Origin of the sequence: Borrelia hermsii DAH, assembly GCF_023035675.1 — a bacterium.
Lineage (GTDB): Bacteria > Spirochaetota > Spirochaetia > Borreliales > Borreliaceae > Borrelia > Borrelia hermsii.
The window spans coordinates 386,308-404,014 of sequence record NZ_CP073136.1 but is presented as its reverse complement, the minus strand read 5'-3'; the positions used below and the strand labels follow the sequence as shown (position 1 = coordinate 404,014).

Below are 17,707 nucleotides of genomic sequence, written 5' to 3'. Positions count from 1 at the left end.
GGGTCTTATGAAAGAGATAAAAGATTTTGAAAAGATAAGAATAAAAATAGCATCTCGTGATCAGATTAGGAGTTGGTCTTATGGAGAGGTTAAAAAATCTGAAACTATTAACTATAGAACTTTAAGGCCTGAGAAAGATGGTCTTTTTTGCGAGAGAATTTTTGGAACAACTAAAGAATGGGAATGTTATTGTGGAAAGTTTAAGTCAATAAGATATAAAGGCATTATTTGTGATCGTTGTAATGTTGAGGTAACGCATTTTAAAGTTAGGCGTGAGAGAATGGGACATATTGAACTCTCAGCTCCTGTTGCTCATATATGGTATTATAAATATATTCCTTCTAGAATTGGTCTTTTACTTGATATTACAGCTTCTAATTTAAACTCTATTCTTTATTATGAAAAATATATAGTAATTGAACCAGGTGATACTGATCTTAAAAAGATGCAACTTTTAAATGAAGATGAATACTCTGAAGCAAAAGAGAGATATGGAATGTCTTTTAGTGCTTCAATGGGTGCTGAGGCAATTAAAACTTTACTTGAAAATCTTGATCTTGATGAACTTTCATCTAAGCTTAGACTTCAAATGATCGATAAAGATGATAAAACTGATAAAAAACTATTAAGGCGTCTTGAGATTATTGAAAATTTTAAAGTTTCTGGAAATAAGCCAGAATGGATGATTATGGATGTTCTTCCCGTTATCCCGCCAGAAATTAGACCAATGGTTCAGCTTGATGGTGGAAGATTTGCAACTTCTGACCTTAATGATCTCTATAGAAGAGTAATCAATAGGAATAATAGGTTAAGAAAACTTTTACTTCTTAATGCACCTGAGATCATTGTGAGAAATGAAAAAAGAATGTTACAAGAATCTGTTGATTCTCTTTTTGATAATTCGCATAAGAGAAAAGTTGTTAAAGGTACATCCAATAGACCGCTTAAATCTCTCTCTGATGCATTAAAGGGAAAACAAGGTAGATTTAGGCAAAACCTTCTTGGAAAGAGAGTTGATTATTCAGGTCGTTCTGTAATTGTTGTTGGCCCTGAACTTAAACTGCATCAGTGTGGTATTCCGGCAAAGATGGCGCTTGAGCTTTTTAAGCCATTTGTAATTAGAAAATTAATTGAGAGTGAATCCGTATTTAACATAAAGAGAGCAAAAAGTCTAATTGAACAAGAAGTGGATGAAGTATGGCAGATTTTAGACAATGTTATTAAAGAGCATCCTGTACTTTTAAACCGAGCCCCAACACTTCACAGGCTGGGAATACAAGCTTTTGAACCAGTTTTAGTTGAAGGAAAGGCAATTAAATTGCATCCTCTTGTTTGCCATGCATATAATGCTGACTTTGATGGTGATCAGATGGCTGTGCATGTTCCTTTAACACCTGCAGCGCAGGCTGAGAGTTGGGCTTTGATGTTGTCAACCAATAATTTGTTAAATCCTGCAAACGGACATCCTATTGTATTCCCATCTCAAGATATTGTATTAGGTCTTTATTACTTAACTATGGAAAGGAAAAACGTAGTTGGTGAGGGACGTAAATTTGCTAATTTCAATCATGTTCTTCTTGCAATTAATAATAAAAGTTTAGACTATAATGCACAAATTTATGTAAAGATTGATGGTGAGTATATAGCAACTACGGCAGGACGTGTTGTATTTAATGAAGCTTTACCAGGGAAGATTACATTTGTAAATAAAACCCTTAGTGATTATGAGCTACAAAGTTTGATTTCTGAAGTTTATGTTATTTATGGCTCATCTATTGTAATTGAGATGTTAGATATTATTAAGGAACTTGGGTTTAGATATGCTACTAAATTTGGATGTACAATAAGTATGAGCGATATTATTGTACCTGAAGAGAAGAAAATATATGTGGATAAGGCTAATAGAGAGATTGCAAAAATTCAGAATGATTATACTAAAGGTGTTATTACTGGAGAAGAGAGATATAATAATGTTGTTTCTGTTTGGTCAAAGACAAATGAAGAGCTTACCAATAAAATGATGGAAATTCTTAAAAAAGATAGAGATGGATTTAATGTCATTTATATGATGGCTGATTCTGGTGCTCGTGGAAGTAGAAATCAGATAAGGCAGCTTGCAGGAATGAGAGGATTAATGGCTAAAACCTCTGGGGATATTATTGAACTTCCAATCATTTCTAATTTTAAGGAAGGGCTTTCTGTTATAGAGTTCTTTATCTCTACAAATGGTGCAAGGAAGGGACTTGCAGATACAGCTCTTAAGACAGCAGATGCTGGGTATTTAACTCGAAGATTGGTAGATATTGCTCAAGATGTTGTTGTTAGAATAGAAGATTGTGGAACTATTAATGGTATAAAGGTTGAGGCTTTAAAGAATGGCGAGGAAATAGTTGAGCCTTTAAGAGAAAAAGCTGTCGGAAGTTATTCAATTGAGAGAATAAAAAGTCCTATTACAGGTGAGATTATTTTAGATGTAAATGAGGAGGTTACAGAGGATAAGATAAAATTATTAGAAACTGTTGGTATTGATAAGCTTGTAATTAGATCTGTTTTAACTTGTGAAGCTGAGCATGGAGTTTGTCAAAAATGTTATGGTCGAGATTTTTCAAATAATAAGCCTGTTAATATTGGAGAGGCTGTTGGAATAATAGCTGCTCAGTCAATAGGTCAGCCAGGAACACAGCTTACCATGAGAACTTTCCACATTGGGGGAGTTGCACAAGCTGGTAGTGAAGATGATAAGATTGCACTTAAGAACGCTTTCATTCTTAATGGATTAGAGGGATTTAATGTACAAGTTGATGACGGGTTGCTTTTTACAAGAAAAGGAACTTTAAAAGTAATAAATGTTATTTATGAGGAAAATATTAAAGAAATTAAAGAGCTTAAAGTCTTAGATTCTCAAAAGGTAATTAAGGGCATGCCTTTATTTATAAATAAGAATGGTATTGATGTATTATCAACTCATATTGGTTATGTTAAAATTAAAGACGACAAGCTAATGATTGTCTCTGAGGAGCAAGAAATATCTCTAAAGGCTGGTACGAGACTTGAGATAAATGTGGGTGATTATGTTGAGGCTGGGCGTGTAATTGGAACGTTTGATCCATTTGCAGAACCAATTATTGCTGAATTTAAGGGAAAAGTTAAATTTAAAGATATTATATTAGGAACAACTCTTAAAGAAGAGATTAATCTTGAAACTGGAAATATTGAGAAGAGAATTACTGATCAAGTGTTTGAGTCACTTGATCCTAGAATCTTAATTATTAATGATAGAGGGGTTGAGATTACATCTTATGTTCTTCCTGGAGATGCTTATCTTCAAGTTGAAGATGGACAAGATATTAATATAGGGGATGTTATTGCTAAGCTTTCTAAAGGTTCTGAGAAAACCCAAGATATTACTGGTGGTCTTCCTAGGGTTAATGATTTGTTTGAAACAAGAATTCCAAAGAATTTGACTGAAATGGCTAAGGTAAGTGGAATTGTTCAGTTTAAGGCAATTCAGAAAGGTAAAAGACTTATTAATGTTTTAGATGAGTATGGAGTTGAGCATAAGCATTATATTCCTGCTGGGAAACATCTTTTAGTTAGAGATGGAGATGTTGTTAAGGCTGGAGATATGCTTTGTGATGGAAGAATTAATCCTCATGATGTTCTTGAAATTCTTGGTGGAATTAGTTTGCAAGAGTTTTTATTAGCAGAAATTCAGGATGTTTATAGGAAGCAAGGTGTAAGCATTAATGATAAGCATATTGGTGTTATCATTAAACAAATGATGAAAAAAGTTAAGATTGTGTCTGTGGGTGATACTAATTTTGTTTATAATCAAAAGGTGGACAAACATGCTTTTTATGAGCAAAATAAAAGGGTAATTGAGCAAGGCGGTGAACCTGCAGTAGCTAGTCCAATCCTTATTGGAATAACAAAAGCATCTCTTAATATCGATTCATTTATTTCGGCTGCTTCTTTCCAAGAAACAACTAAAGTGTTAACAGATGCTTCAATTGCGGGTAGCGTTGATGATCTTAAAGGTCTTAAGGAAAATGTTGTGATTGGACATTTAATTCCTACAGGCACAGGTATGAATTTATATAAAAGAGTTAAGGTAAGGGAAAATTCAAGCTCTGAAGTGTAGCTTGAAAATAAATCATATATTTGATACCATTTATTGGTAAAATTAGGAAAAAGGGAGCATAGATGCCTACAATCAATCAACTAATTAAGAAGCCAAGAAAGAGTCAAAAAGAAAAGACAGCATCTCCTGCGCTTCAAAATTGTCCTCAAAGAAGAGGAATTTGTACTCGTGTGATGACAGTTACACCTAAGAAACCTAATTCAGCTTTAAGAAAAGTAGCCCGTGTTAGGCTTTCAAATGGATTTGAAGTAACAGCTTATATTCCAGGGATTGGTCATAATTTGCAAGAGCATTCAGTTGTTTTAATTAGAGGTGGGAGGGTTAAAGATTTACCAGGTGTTAGGTACCATATTATCAGGGGAGCTAAGGATACTCTTGGTGTTAATAATCGGAAGCAAGGTCGTTCTAAGTATGGGACCAAGAAACCAAAAGCTTAAGAGGTGTAAATTGTATGTCAAGAAAGAGTAAAAAAATTAAGAAAAAAGTCTTTAAAGATTCTAAGTATAATTCTCAAGTGATAGCTAAATTTGTGAATAGAATGATGTTTGATGGAAAAAAATCTATCAGTGAAACTATAGTTTATAATTCAATTGATATGCTTGCAGAAAAGATTGAGGAAGTTGATAAGATTGCTGCTTTCAATAAGGCCTTGGATAATGTTAAACCATTAGTAGAGGTTAGAAGCAGAAGGGTTGGTGGTGCTACTTATCAAGTGCCAGTTGAAGTTAGAGAGGAAAGGCGTGAGGCTTTGGCAATGAAATGGATTATTTCAGCTGCCAGAAAGGCTAGTGGGAAGTCAATGCAAGAAAAGTTAGCAAATGAATTTGTTAATTCTTACAATTCAACAGGTGCTGCTTTTAAGAAGAGAGAAGATACTCACAGAATGGCAGAGGCAAATAGAGCTTTCACACATTACAGATGGTAATAATAAGACAACTTTTTTAATACTTCAATATTTTATGTTGCGAGTTTAATTAATTTTATATACAATTGATCAGGAGCTCGTATGTATGTTAAAGAAGGTTGTTTTATTATTTTTGATTCTGGGTTGTTCAGGTTCACAAGATAAGATCCCAGTATCTAATACTATTTCTGTCATTGTCGATGGAACTTTTGATGATAGAGGTTTTAATGAAAATTCTTCCAAGGCAATGACCCAACTTAAAGAAGAATCTAGAGTTAATATAATTCAAAAAGAATCCAAGGCTTCTGATTATTTATCAGATATTGGAGGATTGGAAGAGAGTGGGGCTAGTCTAATTTGGGGAGTTGGTTTTAGGTTTACAGATGCGTTTTTGCAAAAATCTCTCGAGAATTCTGATGTGAATTATGGAATTATTGAAGGTTCTTATGCAGAAGATATTGAATTGCCCAAAAATTTAGTGAATGTGAATTTCAGATCTGAGGAAGGGGCGTTTTTAGCTGGGTATCTAGCAGCTAAAATATCTAAGACAGGTAAGATTGGATTTTTAGGTGGAATAGAAGGTGTAGTGCTAAGTTCATTCAGATATGGGTATGAAGCTGGTGCTAAATATGCAAATAAAGACATTGAGTTGAATTCTCAATATGTAGGCTCATTCTCTGATCTTTCACTTGGACGTTCAATGGCAAGCAAGATGTATGCTTCTGGGATTGATATTATATTTGCAGCAGCAGGGCTTGCAGGTCTTGGTGCTATTGAGGTTGCAAAAGAACTTGGTGCTGGACATTATATTATTGGAGTTGATCAGGATCAGTCATATCTTGCGCCTGATAACATACTTGTGTCATATGTTAAGAGGATTGATATAGTTATGTTAGATTTGACAAGTTCTTATTTAGAGATTGGCAAATGGAATGGTGGGTATAATTTAGAATTTGGACTTAAAGATGGAGCACTTGATTTAATTTTTAATAAGTCAATAAATTTAATAAAGGATTATGATTTTCTTTCAGAAATTAAAGATAAGATAATGAATAATGAGATTGAAGTTCCCAAAGATGAAAAATCTTATGGCAACTTTATTGTTAATCTGTTGCATAAGAGCTAATATAACTATGAGGGGGTTTGCTATATGAATAAATATATAGTATTTATTTTTGTTGTATTAGCTTTTTTAGGGTGTAATAAGAAGTCATCTGTTTCTAAATCTTTGGAAAATCCCGTAATTTCTTTGATAGTTGATGGCACTTTTGATGATAAGTCATTTGGTGAAGATGCTTGGAAGGGTGCTCAAATATTAGAAAAAGATTTTGGAGTTGAGATTGTTGGAAAAACCTCAACAATTTCTGCTTATGCTAGTGATTTAGATAGTCTTAAAGATAAAAGTTCTAGTATTATCTGGGGAGTTGGTTTTAAACTTCAAGATGCTATTGAGAGGGCTGCTGCTCTTAATAGAGATATTAATTATGGAGTTATTGATGTTATTTATGAAGATAATGTAAGTCTTCCTGATAATTTGCTTGGCCTCTCATTTAAAGTTGAAGAGGCTTCATTTTTAGCTGGATATTTAGCTGCTAAGACATCCAAGACAGGTAAGATTGGATTTATAGGTGGAATGAATGGTGTAGTTGTTAATTCGTTTAAATGTGGATATGAAGCTGGTGCTAAATATGCAAATAAAAACATTGAGTTGAATTCTCAATATGTAGGCTCATTCTCTGATCTTTCACTTGGACGTTCAATGGCAAGCAAGATGTATGCTTCTGGGATTGACATTATATTTGCAGCAGCAGGGCTTGCAGGTCTTGGTGCTATTGAGGTTGCAAAAGAACTTGGTGCTGGACATTATATTATTGGAGTTGATCAGGATCAGTCATATCTTGCGCCTGATAATGTTTTAACGTCAGTTGTTAAAAATGTTGGGAATTCTCTTTATGAGATAACAAAGAATTATTTAAATACAAATGATTTTGATGGTGGCAAAATATTAAAATTTGGGCTTAAAGATGGTGCTGTAGGTATTGTTAAGCATGATTCTAAAATTAAAGATTACATTAAAGTTGAGATTGAGACTATAGAAGATAAAATAGTTCGTGATGATATCTTGGTTCCAAGCAATCTTGATGAATATAATAAGTTTTTAGATATGAATAATCTATTAAATTAAATCCTTGCTTAAAGAGAGGCAATTTCATTAATGTTTATTTCTAAATTTACCTTTTATATAAGGTAAATTTAGTGTTGTTTTTGTTGATAGTTTGTATAGATTTTTATTTTAAAATTGAAAAATGTTTAAATTTGTTTTATGGGAGAGAATAGCCTGTGTCAAAAAATTTATGTTTTATAATTTTATTTAGTTTATTATTTGTGTCTTGTTTTTCTTCAAAAAAATCTTCTTCTGTTGCTGTTGATAGTCGAATTGTTATGGGGATTATGGCTCCAGGCGATTTCAATGATAAGGGTTATTTGCAAAATGCTCTTGATGGTGCTGTTAACATAAGAAATGAGTTTAAAATCAAACTTATTCCAAAGGTTTTAACACCTTATCCTGTTGAAGGCAAGAGATTGATGACAGCTGATGAAGTATTAGCAGAAGATGTTTACGCGTTACAAAAGGATGGTGTCAATTTTATTTGGTTTATTAGTGCTCATTTTTCAGAGCCTGCATTAAGATTTGCTTATGAGAATCCAAATATTTTTTATGGAATTATAGATCCTTTTAATTATGTTAATGTTCAATTGCCTAAAAATCTTTTAGCTATTAATTTTAAATCTGAGGAAGGAGCATTTTTAGCTGGGTATCTAGCTGCTAAGATGAGTAAGAGCAATAGGATTGGGTTTTTGACTGGTGTTGATGTTGGGTATGTTGAAAGGTTTGTAATTGGATTTAGAGCAGGGGCTTTTTATGCAAATCCTAAGACAAAAGTTATTTTAAAGAGAATTTTAGATGAATTGAGCAACGATACTGGTAAAGAGGTTGCCGAGCACATGTATGTTGCGGAGGGCATTGATATTATTTTTCCTGTAATGGGTCCTGCGTTGCTTGGTGTGTTTACTGTTGCAAAGGAACTTGGGCCTGGTCATTATGTAATTGGGGTTAATAAAGATATGGCACACCTTGCACCTGGGCATGTTATTACTTCTGTAATTAAGGATGTTGGGAAGGCTATATACAATTTTTCATTAGATGCTGTTAAAAGTAATAGATTTAATGGTGGTAGGATGATTGAAAGAGGAATGAAGGAGGGCGTTATAGATATTATTAAGGACCCTAATATTATCGACAATGATTTGATTGATGTCATTACAAAGATTCAGACTGCGATAGTTAATGGGGAGCTTATTATACCTTCTACTGAACATGAATTTGATTTATTTAAGGCGAGGTTATAAAATTTAGTTAGATTGGTTTAAAGGGAGATATAATATGAAAAATTTATTTTTAATTTTATGTATTTTGTGTTTTTCATGTTCTGGTTCTAAAGCTGGTAGTGGACTTACTAAGATTGCTATCTTAGTCGATGGAACTTTTGATGATGAATCTTTTAATGGGAGTGCTTGGAAGGGTGCTAAGAAGGTAGAAAAAGAATTTGGATTAGAAATAATGATGAAGGAGTCTAATGCAAATTCTTATTTAGCTGATCTTGAGTCATTAAAGAATAATGGTTCAAATTTTCTCTGGTTAATTGGATATAAGTTTAGTGATTTTGCTATTATTGCTGCTTTGGAAAATCCAGAGAGCAAATATGTAATTATTGATCCGGTTTATGAGAGTGATTTGGTCATTCCTGAAAACTTGTCAGCCATAACTTTTAGAACTGAGGAAGGAGCATTTCTGGTAGGTTATATTGCAGCTAAGATGTCTAAGACGGGTAAAATTGGATTTTTAGGTGGATTTGATGATGTAGTTGTTAATACATTTAGGTATGGGTATGAAGCTGGTGCTATTTATGCAAATAAGCATATCAATATTGATAATAAGTATATTGGCAATTTTGTTAATACTGAGACTGGAAAGAATATGGCAAATGCGATGTATGCGGAAGGCGTAGACATTATTTATCATGTTGCAGGTTTAGCTGGGCTTGGAGTTATTGAGTCTGCTCGTGATCTTGGAGATGGGCATTATGTTATTGGAGTTGATCAGGATCAGTCACACCTTGCACCTGATAATGTTATTACGTCTTCAATTAAAGATATTGGACGAGTTTTAAATATTATGATTTCTAATTACTTAAAGACAAATGCCTTTGAAGGGGGGCAAGTATTAAGTTATGGATTAAAAGAAGGATTTTTAGATTTTGTTAAAAATCCTAAGATGATTTCTTTCGAGCTTGAAAAGGAATTAGATGATCTTTCTGAGGGAATAATTAATGGAAAGATTATTGTTCCAAATAATGAGAGGACTTATAATCAATTTATGAGGAAGATTCTTTAATTAATGTGAATTTCAAGTAATTATTGAGATAATATATTGCATATTTTTTCAATATGAGGTAGGCTTGATGTCTGTAGTTTGTGCTCAAGCTTTTTTAATTTTTAAGTTATCAATCTGTTTTTGTGATTTGTAGTTTTAACTGATTTGTTTTGATTAGATGTTGCTTAGCTTTAAGATTGTGTTTAATATTAAAATTTTTGGTTTTCAGTCTCATTTTGTTATTATAATAATGTATAATAAATAGGAGTCGATTGATATTTGTTTTTCAGAGGTTTGAGCATTGAATAAGAATGTGTTTCCCAAAATTTACTATTACGATCAGGATTTTATTGATATTTATAATAAGAGTCTTTCTTGGATTCGAGACAAAATTGTTTTCTCACAAGCTTTGGAGAAAGGTAGAAAGGATAAGAACTATTATTCTGAAAATCTTGAGTTTATAGATCAACTTCAAGCTTGTCTTTCAAGCTTTTTTCTTGTTTACAGTAATGGGGAATATTCCCCCACATCTACTATTGATAAGTTTTATGAACTTCAAGAGGCATCTGGTGCAATTAGAGCCCGTTATGACCATAATAATAATGTTGTTCATATGGAAGGAAATGATGATGGTATTGGATTGCCAATTTTTGCTTGGGTTGAATATAATTTATATCATAAAACAGGAAATAAGAGACGTATTTGTGATGTTTTGCCAGTTCTGAGTAAGTATTATAAATGGATAGAGAAAAAGTTTTTAAAATCAAATGGTCTTTATTCAATTGATATGAATAAAATTTTTTATAAAAATTCTCCCAGAAAGGATGCTTATTACCCTATAGATTTTAATTCATTTCAGGTGCATAGTGCATATTGTATTGCAAAGTTGGCAGACATATTAAATGATAAGAATTTATCCCTCGAGTATAAAAAGAGATATTTCTCTCTTAAAGCTAAAATTAATTCATTGATGTGGGATGAGAAAGATGGCTTTTATTATGATCTTGATATTAATGAGAATATTGTTAGGTGTAAGACAATAGTAGGATTCTTACCTCTTCTCTCTGAGATTCCAAGTGAGGATAGAATAGAGAGAATGATTTTTTATTTAAAAAGTCATGAACACTTTGGCACTCCAAATCCTTTTCCTACTCTTTCGGCTAATGATCCTGGCTTTAATTCGGATGGGAATGGGTATTATGGTTCTGTTTATACTTACATGAATTTTTTTGTTATTAAAGGACTTGAATATTGTGGACGTGCAAATATCGCAAGGGAATTTACCATAAGACATTTATATTATATATTAGATACTCTATTGCCCGATAGCAAAGTTAAGGGGCATATTTGGGAAGCTTATAAGCCAATGAAAGAGGGACCTGCATATTTGGATGTTGAGCAAAAACTCCTTCCAGAAAAAGATGTTATTTGTTATCTTGCACTTTTTAGTATTAGCCTTATGATAGAAAATATTATTGGACTTACAATTAGCTTGCCTGATAAAACAGTCTATTGGAATATTCCTGCTCTTGAAGTTATGGGAATAGAGAGTTTATCACTTAAGAAGAATCGAACCACAATTATATGCAATAAGGGCAAGAGGGGCTGGGAGATCAAAATGGAATCAGAAAAACTTTACTACTTTACAATAAATATATTAAATAAAAAAGAAAAGACTCTACCTATACCGTCAGGTAGATGTTCAATGCTTTTAGATAAGCTTTAATTAATAGGTTAGCTATAAACATTTATTCGAAATTAAAATCTTGGAGATATTGATATGATAGATGTTGTATTTTTAAAAACCTTGCTTGAAGAGAAGAAATACTCTGATATAAAGGAAGAGCTTTTAAGGTACGATGCTTTTGATATTAGTGAAGCTTTAAAGAAACTTAATGGTTCTGATTTGATTTTGCTTTATAGGTTCTTACCCAAGAAGGTTGCCGTTGAAGCTTTTTCTAACTTTGATCAAGTCACAAAAAATAAATTAGCTAATTCTTTTACAAATAGAGAAATAAGAGAGATGATAGATGAACTTAATCTTGATGATGTTATTGATCTCTTAGAAGAAGTCCCAGCAAATGTTGTGCAAAGGTTTTTAGCAAGTTCTACTGAGGAAAATAGAGAAATTATTAATAAATTCTTGTCTTACAGTGATGATTCTGCTGGTTCAATTGTGACTATAGAATATATTGAGCTTAAAGATTATTTTCGTGTTGGAGAAGCTCTTGATTATATTAGAAAGGTTGCAAAAACTAAGGAAGACATTTATACCTATTATATTACAGATGAAGAAAAACGGTTAAAAGGCGTTGTCAAGATTGAAGATTTAATGTTATCTAGTGATGATGTTATTATTTCTGCAATAATGAAAAATAGTGGATTTTATATTGTAAAAGTTAGTGATGAGAAGGAAGATGTTGCTCTGCTTTTTCAAAATCATGATATCTCGAGTGTTCCTGTTGTTGATAATGAGGGACGAATGATAGGAGTCATTATTATTGATGATATTCTTGAAGTTATTCAGAATTTAAATACTGAAGATTTTCAGATAATGGCAGCAGTTACCCCTTTAGGTAAGTCTTATCTTGATACTTCTATTTTTGACATGACAAAAAATAGAATAATTTGGCTTTTGGTACTTATGATATCTTCTACTTTGACCGCCACTATAATTACTAATTATCAGAATTTAGTTTTATCTTTGGTTATCTTAACCAGCTTTATTCCACTTTTAATGGATACTTCAGGAAATGCTGGCTCGCAAGCATCTGCGTTAATCATTCGCGAACTTGCTCTTGGGACTTTGAAGGTAAGGGATTTTCTTAAGGTGCTACTTAAGGAAGTATGTGTTAGTGTTTTAGTTGGTTCAATTCTTGCTAGTATTAACTTTTTAAGAATTATATTTTTTGTAATTCCTGAACATAATGAGAGGTTTAGAATAGCTTTTGTTGTTTCTGCATGTTTGATGATAGGGTTGATGGTAGCAAAAATATTGGGCGGTCTTTTACCCATTTTAGCCAAGTTTGTAAAAATAGATCCAGCTTTAATGGCTGGGCCTTTAATTACTACTATTGCTGATGTTATTACCTTAATTGCTTATTTTAATATAGCAAAATTAGTATTAGCCAATTATTTTTAAGTGTGCTCTATTTCTAGTGGGAGTAAATGGAATTAAAATAGAATTAAATTGGAGAAAATTTTGAGTGATTGTATTTTTTGTAAAATAGTAAAAAATGAAATGTCCTGTTATAAGGTTTATGAGGATGAGTTAGTGCTTGCTTTTCTTGATATTAATCCTTTAAATATTGGACATACTCTTGTTATTCCAAAACAACATAGCAATGATGCTTTGGGTATGAGTGATGAAATTAATGGACAAATATTAAAGGTTTGTAAGAGGATAGCTCTTTCTTTGAAAAAGTTAGATTTGAATATTTGTAAGGGCGTTAATATTTATAGTGCAATTGGTTCTGATGCGGGACAAGTTATTTTTCATACTCATTTTCATGTGATTCCGAGGTTCCGGGGGGATAATCTTGGTTTTAAGAGAGGCAGTAATATTGAACTTTCAGGAGATGAACTTTTAGATTTGTCGGAGAAGATAAGTCAGAATATTTAAGATTTTTTATTAAAATAGAGATTTTGCTTTTATAAAAACTTGTTACTAAACCTAAGTTAGTCTGTATGTTGAATTTAAATTGCAGGACATATTGTAAAATATCTTACTTATATTTTACAAATGACATAGTGTTTTTTGTAAATGGATTTTTACTGTTCTTAAGGATATGTTAAGTTTTCCTCTTTTATATTTGTTAGTGTTGTTAAATACCGATTAGATTCATATTTTGCCATGTTTAGATTGTGATCTTGGTAATTACCACATTCCTTTTCAGTTGCTCCTGTGACATTTCCTTGAAAATTTGTAATCTCATGAAAAAGCCAAGATATTAAATCAATAAGATCTTTGCTCTCATAGTTTCCTAAAAGGATTAGGTAAAATCCAGTTCTACAGCCCATTGGCCCAAAATATAATATTTTATCGCCCCAGACTTTATTATTTCTCAGCAGTGTTGCTCCTATATGTTCAATTGTATGCATTTCCGCGTTATTAATTACAGGCTCTCTATTGGGAGCTTTCATCCTAATATCTACAGTAGTGCATGTTAAATTTTCAAATATATCTTTTCTTGATATATATATACCAGGTTTTAGTTTTGTGTGATCAATTGTAAAGCTCGATATTTTATTCATATTTTAAACTCCTTTTTTATTATGTCTACGAAATCTAATTTTTCCCATTCTAGTTCATTTTTTCCGAAATGTCCGTATATGCATGTCTTAGAGTAAATAGGTTCTCTTAATTTTAATTTTTTAATTATACCGTTGGGAGTTAGGTCAAAGTTATTTATGATAAAACTTAATATTTTTTTTTCATATTCATGATCATTTATGCCTGTAGTTATTTTAATAGATACTGGATTGGGAATTCCAATGGCATAAGCAAGTTGCATTTCAAATTCTTTAGAAATGCCTGCGGCTACCATGTTTTTAGCAATGTATCTTGATATGTAAGCAGCTGACCGGTCAACCTTAGTAGCATCTTTGCCGCTGTAAGCACCACCACCATGCCTTGCAAATCCACCATAACTATCAGCAATAATCTTTCTTCCTGTAAGACCTGTATCCCCAGTAGGTCCTCCGATTACAAAATTGCCTGAGGGGTTAATATAATATTTGATATTCTCATCAAGCATTGATTTGCTTTGCAGGGTAGGTTTTATAATCTTTTCAATAATTGTTTGTCTTAGGAAATCTTGGGGAATATCAGGGTCATGTTGATGAGATACAACAATATTATTGATTCTAATAGGATTTTTATTAGAATCATATTCAATGGTAACTTGGGATTTTGCGTCAGGACGTAGCCATTTAATTTCACCTGATTTTCTAAGTTCGCTGGCTTTTTGCAAGATTAAGTTAGATAATTCATATGCTATTGGTAAAAAATTTTCAGTCTCATTGCATGCATAACCAAATATTATTCCCTGATCACCTGCTCCTATATCTTTCGTATCTTTTTTATCAACTGCATTTGTAATGTCAATTGACTGGGAGCCAATAGCATCAATTATTGTAGCAGATTTATAGTCAAGTCCATATTCTATATTTGTGTATCCAATATTTTTTATTGTTTGTTTTGCAATTTCCTTTATATCTATATCTTTTTTTGCTTTGCTGTTTATCTCTCCTGCTATTACTACTAAGTTCTGTGAAACTAAAGTCTCGCATGCGACTTTTGCCATTTTATCTCTTTTAAGTATTTCATCAAGTATAGCGTCAGAAATTTGATCCGCAATCTTATCCGGATGTCCTTCAGATACGGCTTCAGATGTTGATGTTAGATTATTATTGAGCATATTATCACCTTTGTATATAAATTATATGAGTTTAATGAGTTCTCTTACCATCTTGGCTGAGTTCATTGATGCATCTTGTAAGAACTTATTGAAATCTATGTGATTATCTTTGATGTTTAGTAAATCAGATATAGAACGAATGATAATAAAAGGTATTTTGAATGTATATGCTACTTGGGCAACCGCAGCACTTTCCATCTCTACAGCTAAAGCATCTGCAAAGTTATTTTTAATTTCTTCTAATTGTTTTTCGTCTCCAATAAATTGATCACCTGTAAGTATTAGACCAATATGAACATTAATATTTTTAAATTTATCTTGGGTAATATTAATAATTTTGCTTAATAAATTTTCATCTGCTTTAAATTTTTGTGGAAAGCCCGGTACTTGCCCTATTTTATGTCCAAATTTAGTTAAATTAAAATCATGAAATGCCGTTTCTGATGATACTATTATGTCTGTTATTTTAAGATTTGTAGATTCTTTAATCCCCCCAGCAGTTCCTGAATTAATTATATGAGTGATTTTATATCTTGATATAATATAGCTATTCCACATAGCGGCATTTACTTTTCCAATGCCAGTAGTTAAAGAGATTACCTTGTGACCCGCAATTTCTCCCTTATAAATTTTTTTCCCACCCGAATACTCATCTAATATAACTTCTTCTTTGTTTTCGATAATCTTATTTATCTCTGTCGATTCTTCATCCATTGCAGATGTTATTAAAATCATACTTTTCTCCTTTTACATTTCCTTTAAGCCATATTTTTTTAAAATAAATTCTATTTCATCTTGTCTTAGTATTTTTTTTACTCCCGTTTCTGTTTTAGGTATGGATTTAACGTAATTTTGATTTTCGCTAGGGGGTACAATTTTGCCATCCTTTATTATGTATTTTATATATGGGACATTAACATTAATTTCGTTGATTTTTATTATTTTAGCAATTGAATTGTCATTAAGTTCAACAATAAAGTCTAGAGGACATTGAGAGAGAACCTTAATTATTAGTTTTAAAACCCTTTTGTCAAATTTCCTATCAGCATCTTGTATTAGTTCAATAAGAGATGCACCAGAGTTTAAAGCTCCTTTATATGTTTTCTCTAGAAGGATTGCACTGTATGCACTAGCGGCACCTATTATATTAGACTCAATATTTATCTTTTCGCTTTTAAGTTTGTTAGGGTATCCTGAACCATCTAAGTTTTCTTTATGAGTTAGTATTGCTAGGCAGATAGATTGTGAGAAATTAGTAGTTGAGAGTATTTTATAACCAAGTATGGGATATTTTTTGATTACTTGAAATTCTTCATCGCTTAATTTTTCTTTTTTTTCACTTATTCTCAAAGGGATAAATAGGAAACCTATTTTGTGCAGAAGAGCTATTGTACAAAGTTCAACTGTCTTATGATTGTTTAAATTCATCTCGTTTCCAAGTGCCACGGTTAGTATTGCGGTGTTTATTGAGTGAACAACATGGTAGTCGGACAAGAGCTTAGGTACTTTCATATATTTGATGAATGTTTGTTGATTTTTTTTATAAAATTCCATTACCTTTTTGATGGTTGGAAGAACGTCTTGATAGTAGATTTTTTTGTTTTTCTTGCAAGTTTCATATACTTCTTCTAAATTACTTATTAGTATATGATAATTGGCAATGGATTCTTCATCATATTCTATATTAATAAGTTTTTTTGTTTCTCGTATTAATGTTTCATCAAAGAACGTTCTTTGCAGCTTGAGAGCATTTTTTAAGCCCCATTTTTCAATAAGTTCAGTGTTAATAGGGTTTAAAAGCGAGTTTTTAGGCCATACTAAGAAATCTTTATCTATTATATACGAAAAATTTTTTATATCTTTTGATAGGTTATCAAAGCTTTGCATTTTGCTCCTTAGGCTCCAAACTTAGTAATAAGCGTGTGTTAGCATATTATTTATTAATTGTCTATCTATTTAGTATAATACTACATGTATACATTAATTTTAAAATTGAACTTTATTATAAGAGATTTTTGATGGTTGATAGAATACTTTTTATTTTTAATATCGTGTTTTTTGGCATTTTCCTGTGTTTTATTTATTTATTAGAAATTTTAAAATTTTCGAATTTTTTAGACTTTATTGTTTTGCATGCTCAGGTTCTTTTAACTTTTATTATATTTATATTTATTTTTAATATTGTTTATTCTAAACTTCTATATTCAAGATTATATTTTATATTGAATGGTGTAGAGCATACTTATACTTTTTTAAAGCTTAAGATGATTCGTAAGACACTTAAGAGTGTATTTGATATTTCTCTTCTTTTAAAAATAATTTTAATTAAACAAGATAAAAAGAGTCTTGATGAGATTTATTTTTATTTAAAAGATACTAAAATGAGCAATAAGACGATAATAGAACTTTATTCTATATGTATTAGTTTTAGAGAAAAAGAGAAAGCTTCTAGTTTGATTGTAAATCATGCAGGCAGTGAGAATAAATGGATAAGGTATTGTGTGGCACTTAATACTATTTCCGATAAAGAATATGGTAAATTAATTGATGAAATCAATTTTTTAAAGAAGTATTTTTTAAGAGGGGATCCTATTTTTACACTTTATTTTTATTATGTTTTGAGAAAATCGAATTTGGAATACCAATTGATTGAAAAAAATAGGCTTGAGATTAGAGGTAAGTATTTTAAATATAAAGATCGATTGAATGTTAAGCATACAAAGTTGCTTAATTCAAACTTATTTTTTATAGTGTTTTATTACATTTATGATATTTCAAAAAAGGATATTTTTTATTAAAAGAGGTAT

The 17,707-nt window shown here is 31.4% G+C and carries 15 protein-coding genes; 11 read left to right on the top strand and 4 right to left on the bottom strand.

The features are described 5' to 3' along the window. Positions 1-7 precede the first annotated feature (7 nt). The 10 genes from rpoC (at position 8) to bhDAH_RS01855 (ending at position 13,102) form a co-directional block, all read left to right on the top strand. On the top strand, positions 8-4,141 hold the full coding sequence (gene rpoC / locus bhDAH_RS01900) for a DNA-directed RNA polymerase subunit beta' (protein ID WP_012422154.1): 4,134 nt from the start codon (positions 8-10) through the stop codon (positions 4,139-4,141). Positions 4,142-4,203: 62 nt separating this feature from the next. After that, positions 4,204-4,578 (top strand): 30S ribosomal protein S12, encoded by a 375-nt coding sequence (gene rpsL / locus bhDAH_RS01895; protein ID WP_012422153.1) that lies wholly within the window; start codon positions 4,204-4,206, stop codon positions 4,576-4,578. A gap of 14 nt (positions 4,579-4,592) precedes the next feature. Continuing rightward, positions 4,593-5,066, top strand: a complete 474-nt coding sequence (gene rpsG, locus bhDAH_RS01890) for a 30S ribosomal protein S7 (protein WP_012422152.1) — start codon at positions 4,593-4,595, stop codon at positions 5,064-5,066. An 85-nt stretch (positions 5,067-5,151) separates the two neighbouring features. Continuing rightward, complete coding sequence (locus bhDAH_RS01885; RefSeq protein WP_012422151.1) at positions 5,152-6,171, top strand: BMP family ABC transporter substrate-binding protein; 1,020 nt, start codon at positions 5,152-5,154, stop codon at positions 6,169-6,171. Between the two features lie 24 nt (positions 6,172-6,195). Further along, complete coding sequence (locus tag bhDAH_RS01880) at positions 6,196-7,230, top strand: BMP family lipoprotein (protein WP_012422150.1); 1,035 nt, start codon at positions 6,196-6,198, stop codon at positions 7,228-7,230. 155 nt (positions 7,231-7,385) lie between these two features. Beyond that, positions 7,386-8,456 carry a BMP family ABC transporter substrate-binding protein gene (locus bhDAH_RS01875; protein ID WP_012422149.1) on the top strand — a complete coding sequence of 357 codons (1,071 nt, stop codon included), beginning with the start codon at positions 7,386-7,388 and terminating at the stop codon, positions 8,454-8,456. Between the two features lie 34 nt (positions 8,457-8,490). Next, positions 8,491-9,501, top strand: coding sequence for a BMP family ABC transporter substrate-binding protein (locus bhDAH_RS01870; protein ID WP_012422148.1), 1,011 nt, complete (start codon positions 8,491-8,493; stop codon positions 9,499-9,501). 280 nt (positions 9,502-9,781) lie between these two features. Beyond that, positions 9,782-11,206, top strand: a complete 1,425-nt coding sequence (locus bhDAH_RS01865; protein ID WP_012422147.1) for an MGH1-like glycoside hydrolase domain-containing protein — start codon at positions 9,782-9,784, stop codon at positions 11,204-11,206. Positions 11,207-11,260: 54 nt separating this feature from the next. Continuing rightward, positions 11,261-12,622 (top strand): magnesium transporter, encoded by a 1,362-nt coding sequence (mgtE, locus tag bhDAH_RS01860; RefSeq protein ID WP_012422146.1) that lies wholly within the window; start codon positions 11,261-11,263, stop codon positions 12,620-12,622. A gap of 60 nt (positions 12,623-12,682) precedes the next feature. Beyond that, positions 12,683-13,102: an HIT family protein gene (locus bhDAH_RS01855; RefSeq protein ID WP_043924430.1), complete on the top strand. Its 420-nt coding sequence runs from the start codon at positions 12,683-12,685 to the stop codon at positions 13,100-13,102. 158 nt (positions 13,103-13,260) lie between these two features. On the opposite strand, the gene bhDAH_RS01850 is transcribed toward bhDAH_RS01855, so the two are convergent. The 4 genes from bhDAH_RS01850 to bhDAH_RS01835 are packed head-to-tail and all read right to left on the bottom strand — an operon-like array spanning position 13,261 to position 16,787. After that, entirely contained in the window at positions 13,261-13,734 is a 474-nt protein-coding gene (locus bhDAH_RS01850) for an S-ribosylhomocysteine lyase (protein WP_012422144.1), read from the bottom strand. Next, positions 13,731-14,900 (bottom strand): methionine adenosyltransferase, encoded by a 1,170-nt coding sequence (metK, locus tag bhDAH_RS01845; RefSeq protein WP_012422143.1) that lies wholly within the window; start codon positions 14,898-14,900, stop codon positions 13,731-13,733. Before metK ends, bhDAH_RS01850 begins: the two co-directional genes overlap by 4 nt. A gap of 21 nt (positions 14,901-14,921) precedes the next feature. Continuing rightward, the gene (locus bhDAH_RS01840; RefSeq protein WP_012422142.1) at positions 14,922-15,635 is read right to left on the bottom strand and encodes a 5'-methylthioadenosine/adenosylhomocysteine nucleosidase; all 714 of its coding nucleotides are present in this window, start codon (positions 15,633-15,635) and stop codon (positions 14,922-14,924) included. A gap of 12 nt (positions 15,636-15,647) precedes the next feature. After that, a complete protein-coding gene (locus bhDAH_RS01835; RefSeq protein WP_012422140.1) occupies positions 15,648-16,787 on the bottom strand; it encodes an HD-GYP domain-containing protein in 1,140 nt (379 codons plus the stop codon). 131 nt (positions 16,788-16,918) lie between these two features. Here bhDAH_RS01835 and bhDAH_RS01830 point away from each other — a divergent pair, with 131 nt between their 5' ends. Next, positions 16,919-17,698, top strand: a complete 780-nt coding sequence (locus bhDAH_RS01830; protein WP_043924429.1) for a hypothetical protein — start codon at positions 16,919-16,921, stop codon at positions 17,696-17,698. Positions 17,699-17,707 lie beyond the last annotated feature (9 nt).

Coding starts and splice junctions, on each gene's coding strand:
- rpoC (WP_012422154.1), top strand. CDS start 8: ATGAAAGAGATAAAAGATTTTGAAAAGATAAGAATAAAAATAGCATCT.
- rpsL (WP_012422153.1), top strand. CDS start 4,204: ATGCCTACAATCAATCAACTAATTAAGAAGCCAAGAAAGAGTCAAAAA.
- rpsG (WP_012422152.1), top strand. CDS start 4,593: ATGTCAAGAAAGAGTAAAAAAATTAAGAAAAAAGTCTTTAAAGATTCT.
- bhDAH_RS01885 (WP_012422151.1), top strand. CDS start 5,152: ATGTTAAAGAAGGTTGTTTTATTATTTTTGATTCTGGGTTGTTCAGGT.
- bhDAH_RS01880 (WP_012422150.1), top strand. CDS start 6,196: ATGAATAAATATATAGTATTTATTTTTGTTGTATTAGCTTTTTTAGGG.
- bhDAH_RS01870 (WP_012422148.1), top strand. CDS start 8,491: ATGAAAAATTTATTTTTAATTTTATGTATTTTGTGTTTTTCATGTTCT.
- mgtE (WP_012422146.1), top strand. CDS start 11,261: ATGATAGATGTTGTATTTTTAAAAACCTTGCTTGAAGAGAAGAAATAC.
- bhDAH_RS01850 (WP_012422144.1), bottom strand. CDS start 13,734: ATGAATAAAATATCGAGCTTTACAATTGATCACACAAAACTAAAACCT.
- metK (WP_012422143.1), bottom strand. CDS start 14,900: ATGCTCAATAATAATCTAACATCAACATCTGAAGCCGTATCTGAAGGA.
- bhDAH_RS01840 (WP_012422142.1), bottom strand. CDS start 15,635: ATGATTTTAATAACATCTGCAATGGATGAAGAATCGACAGAGATAAAT.
- bhDAH_RS01835 (WP_012422140.1), bottom strand. CDS start 16,787: ATGCAAAGCTTTGATAACCTATCAAAAGATATAAAAAATTTTTCGTAT.
- bhDAH_RS01830 (WP_043924429.1), top strand. CDS start 16,919: ATGGTTGATAGAATACTTTTTATTTTTAATATCGTGTTTTTTGGCATT.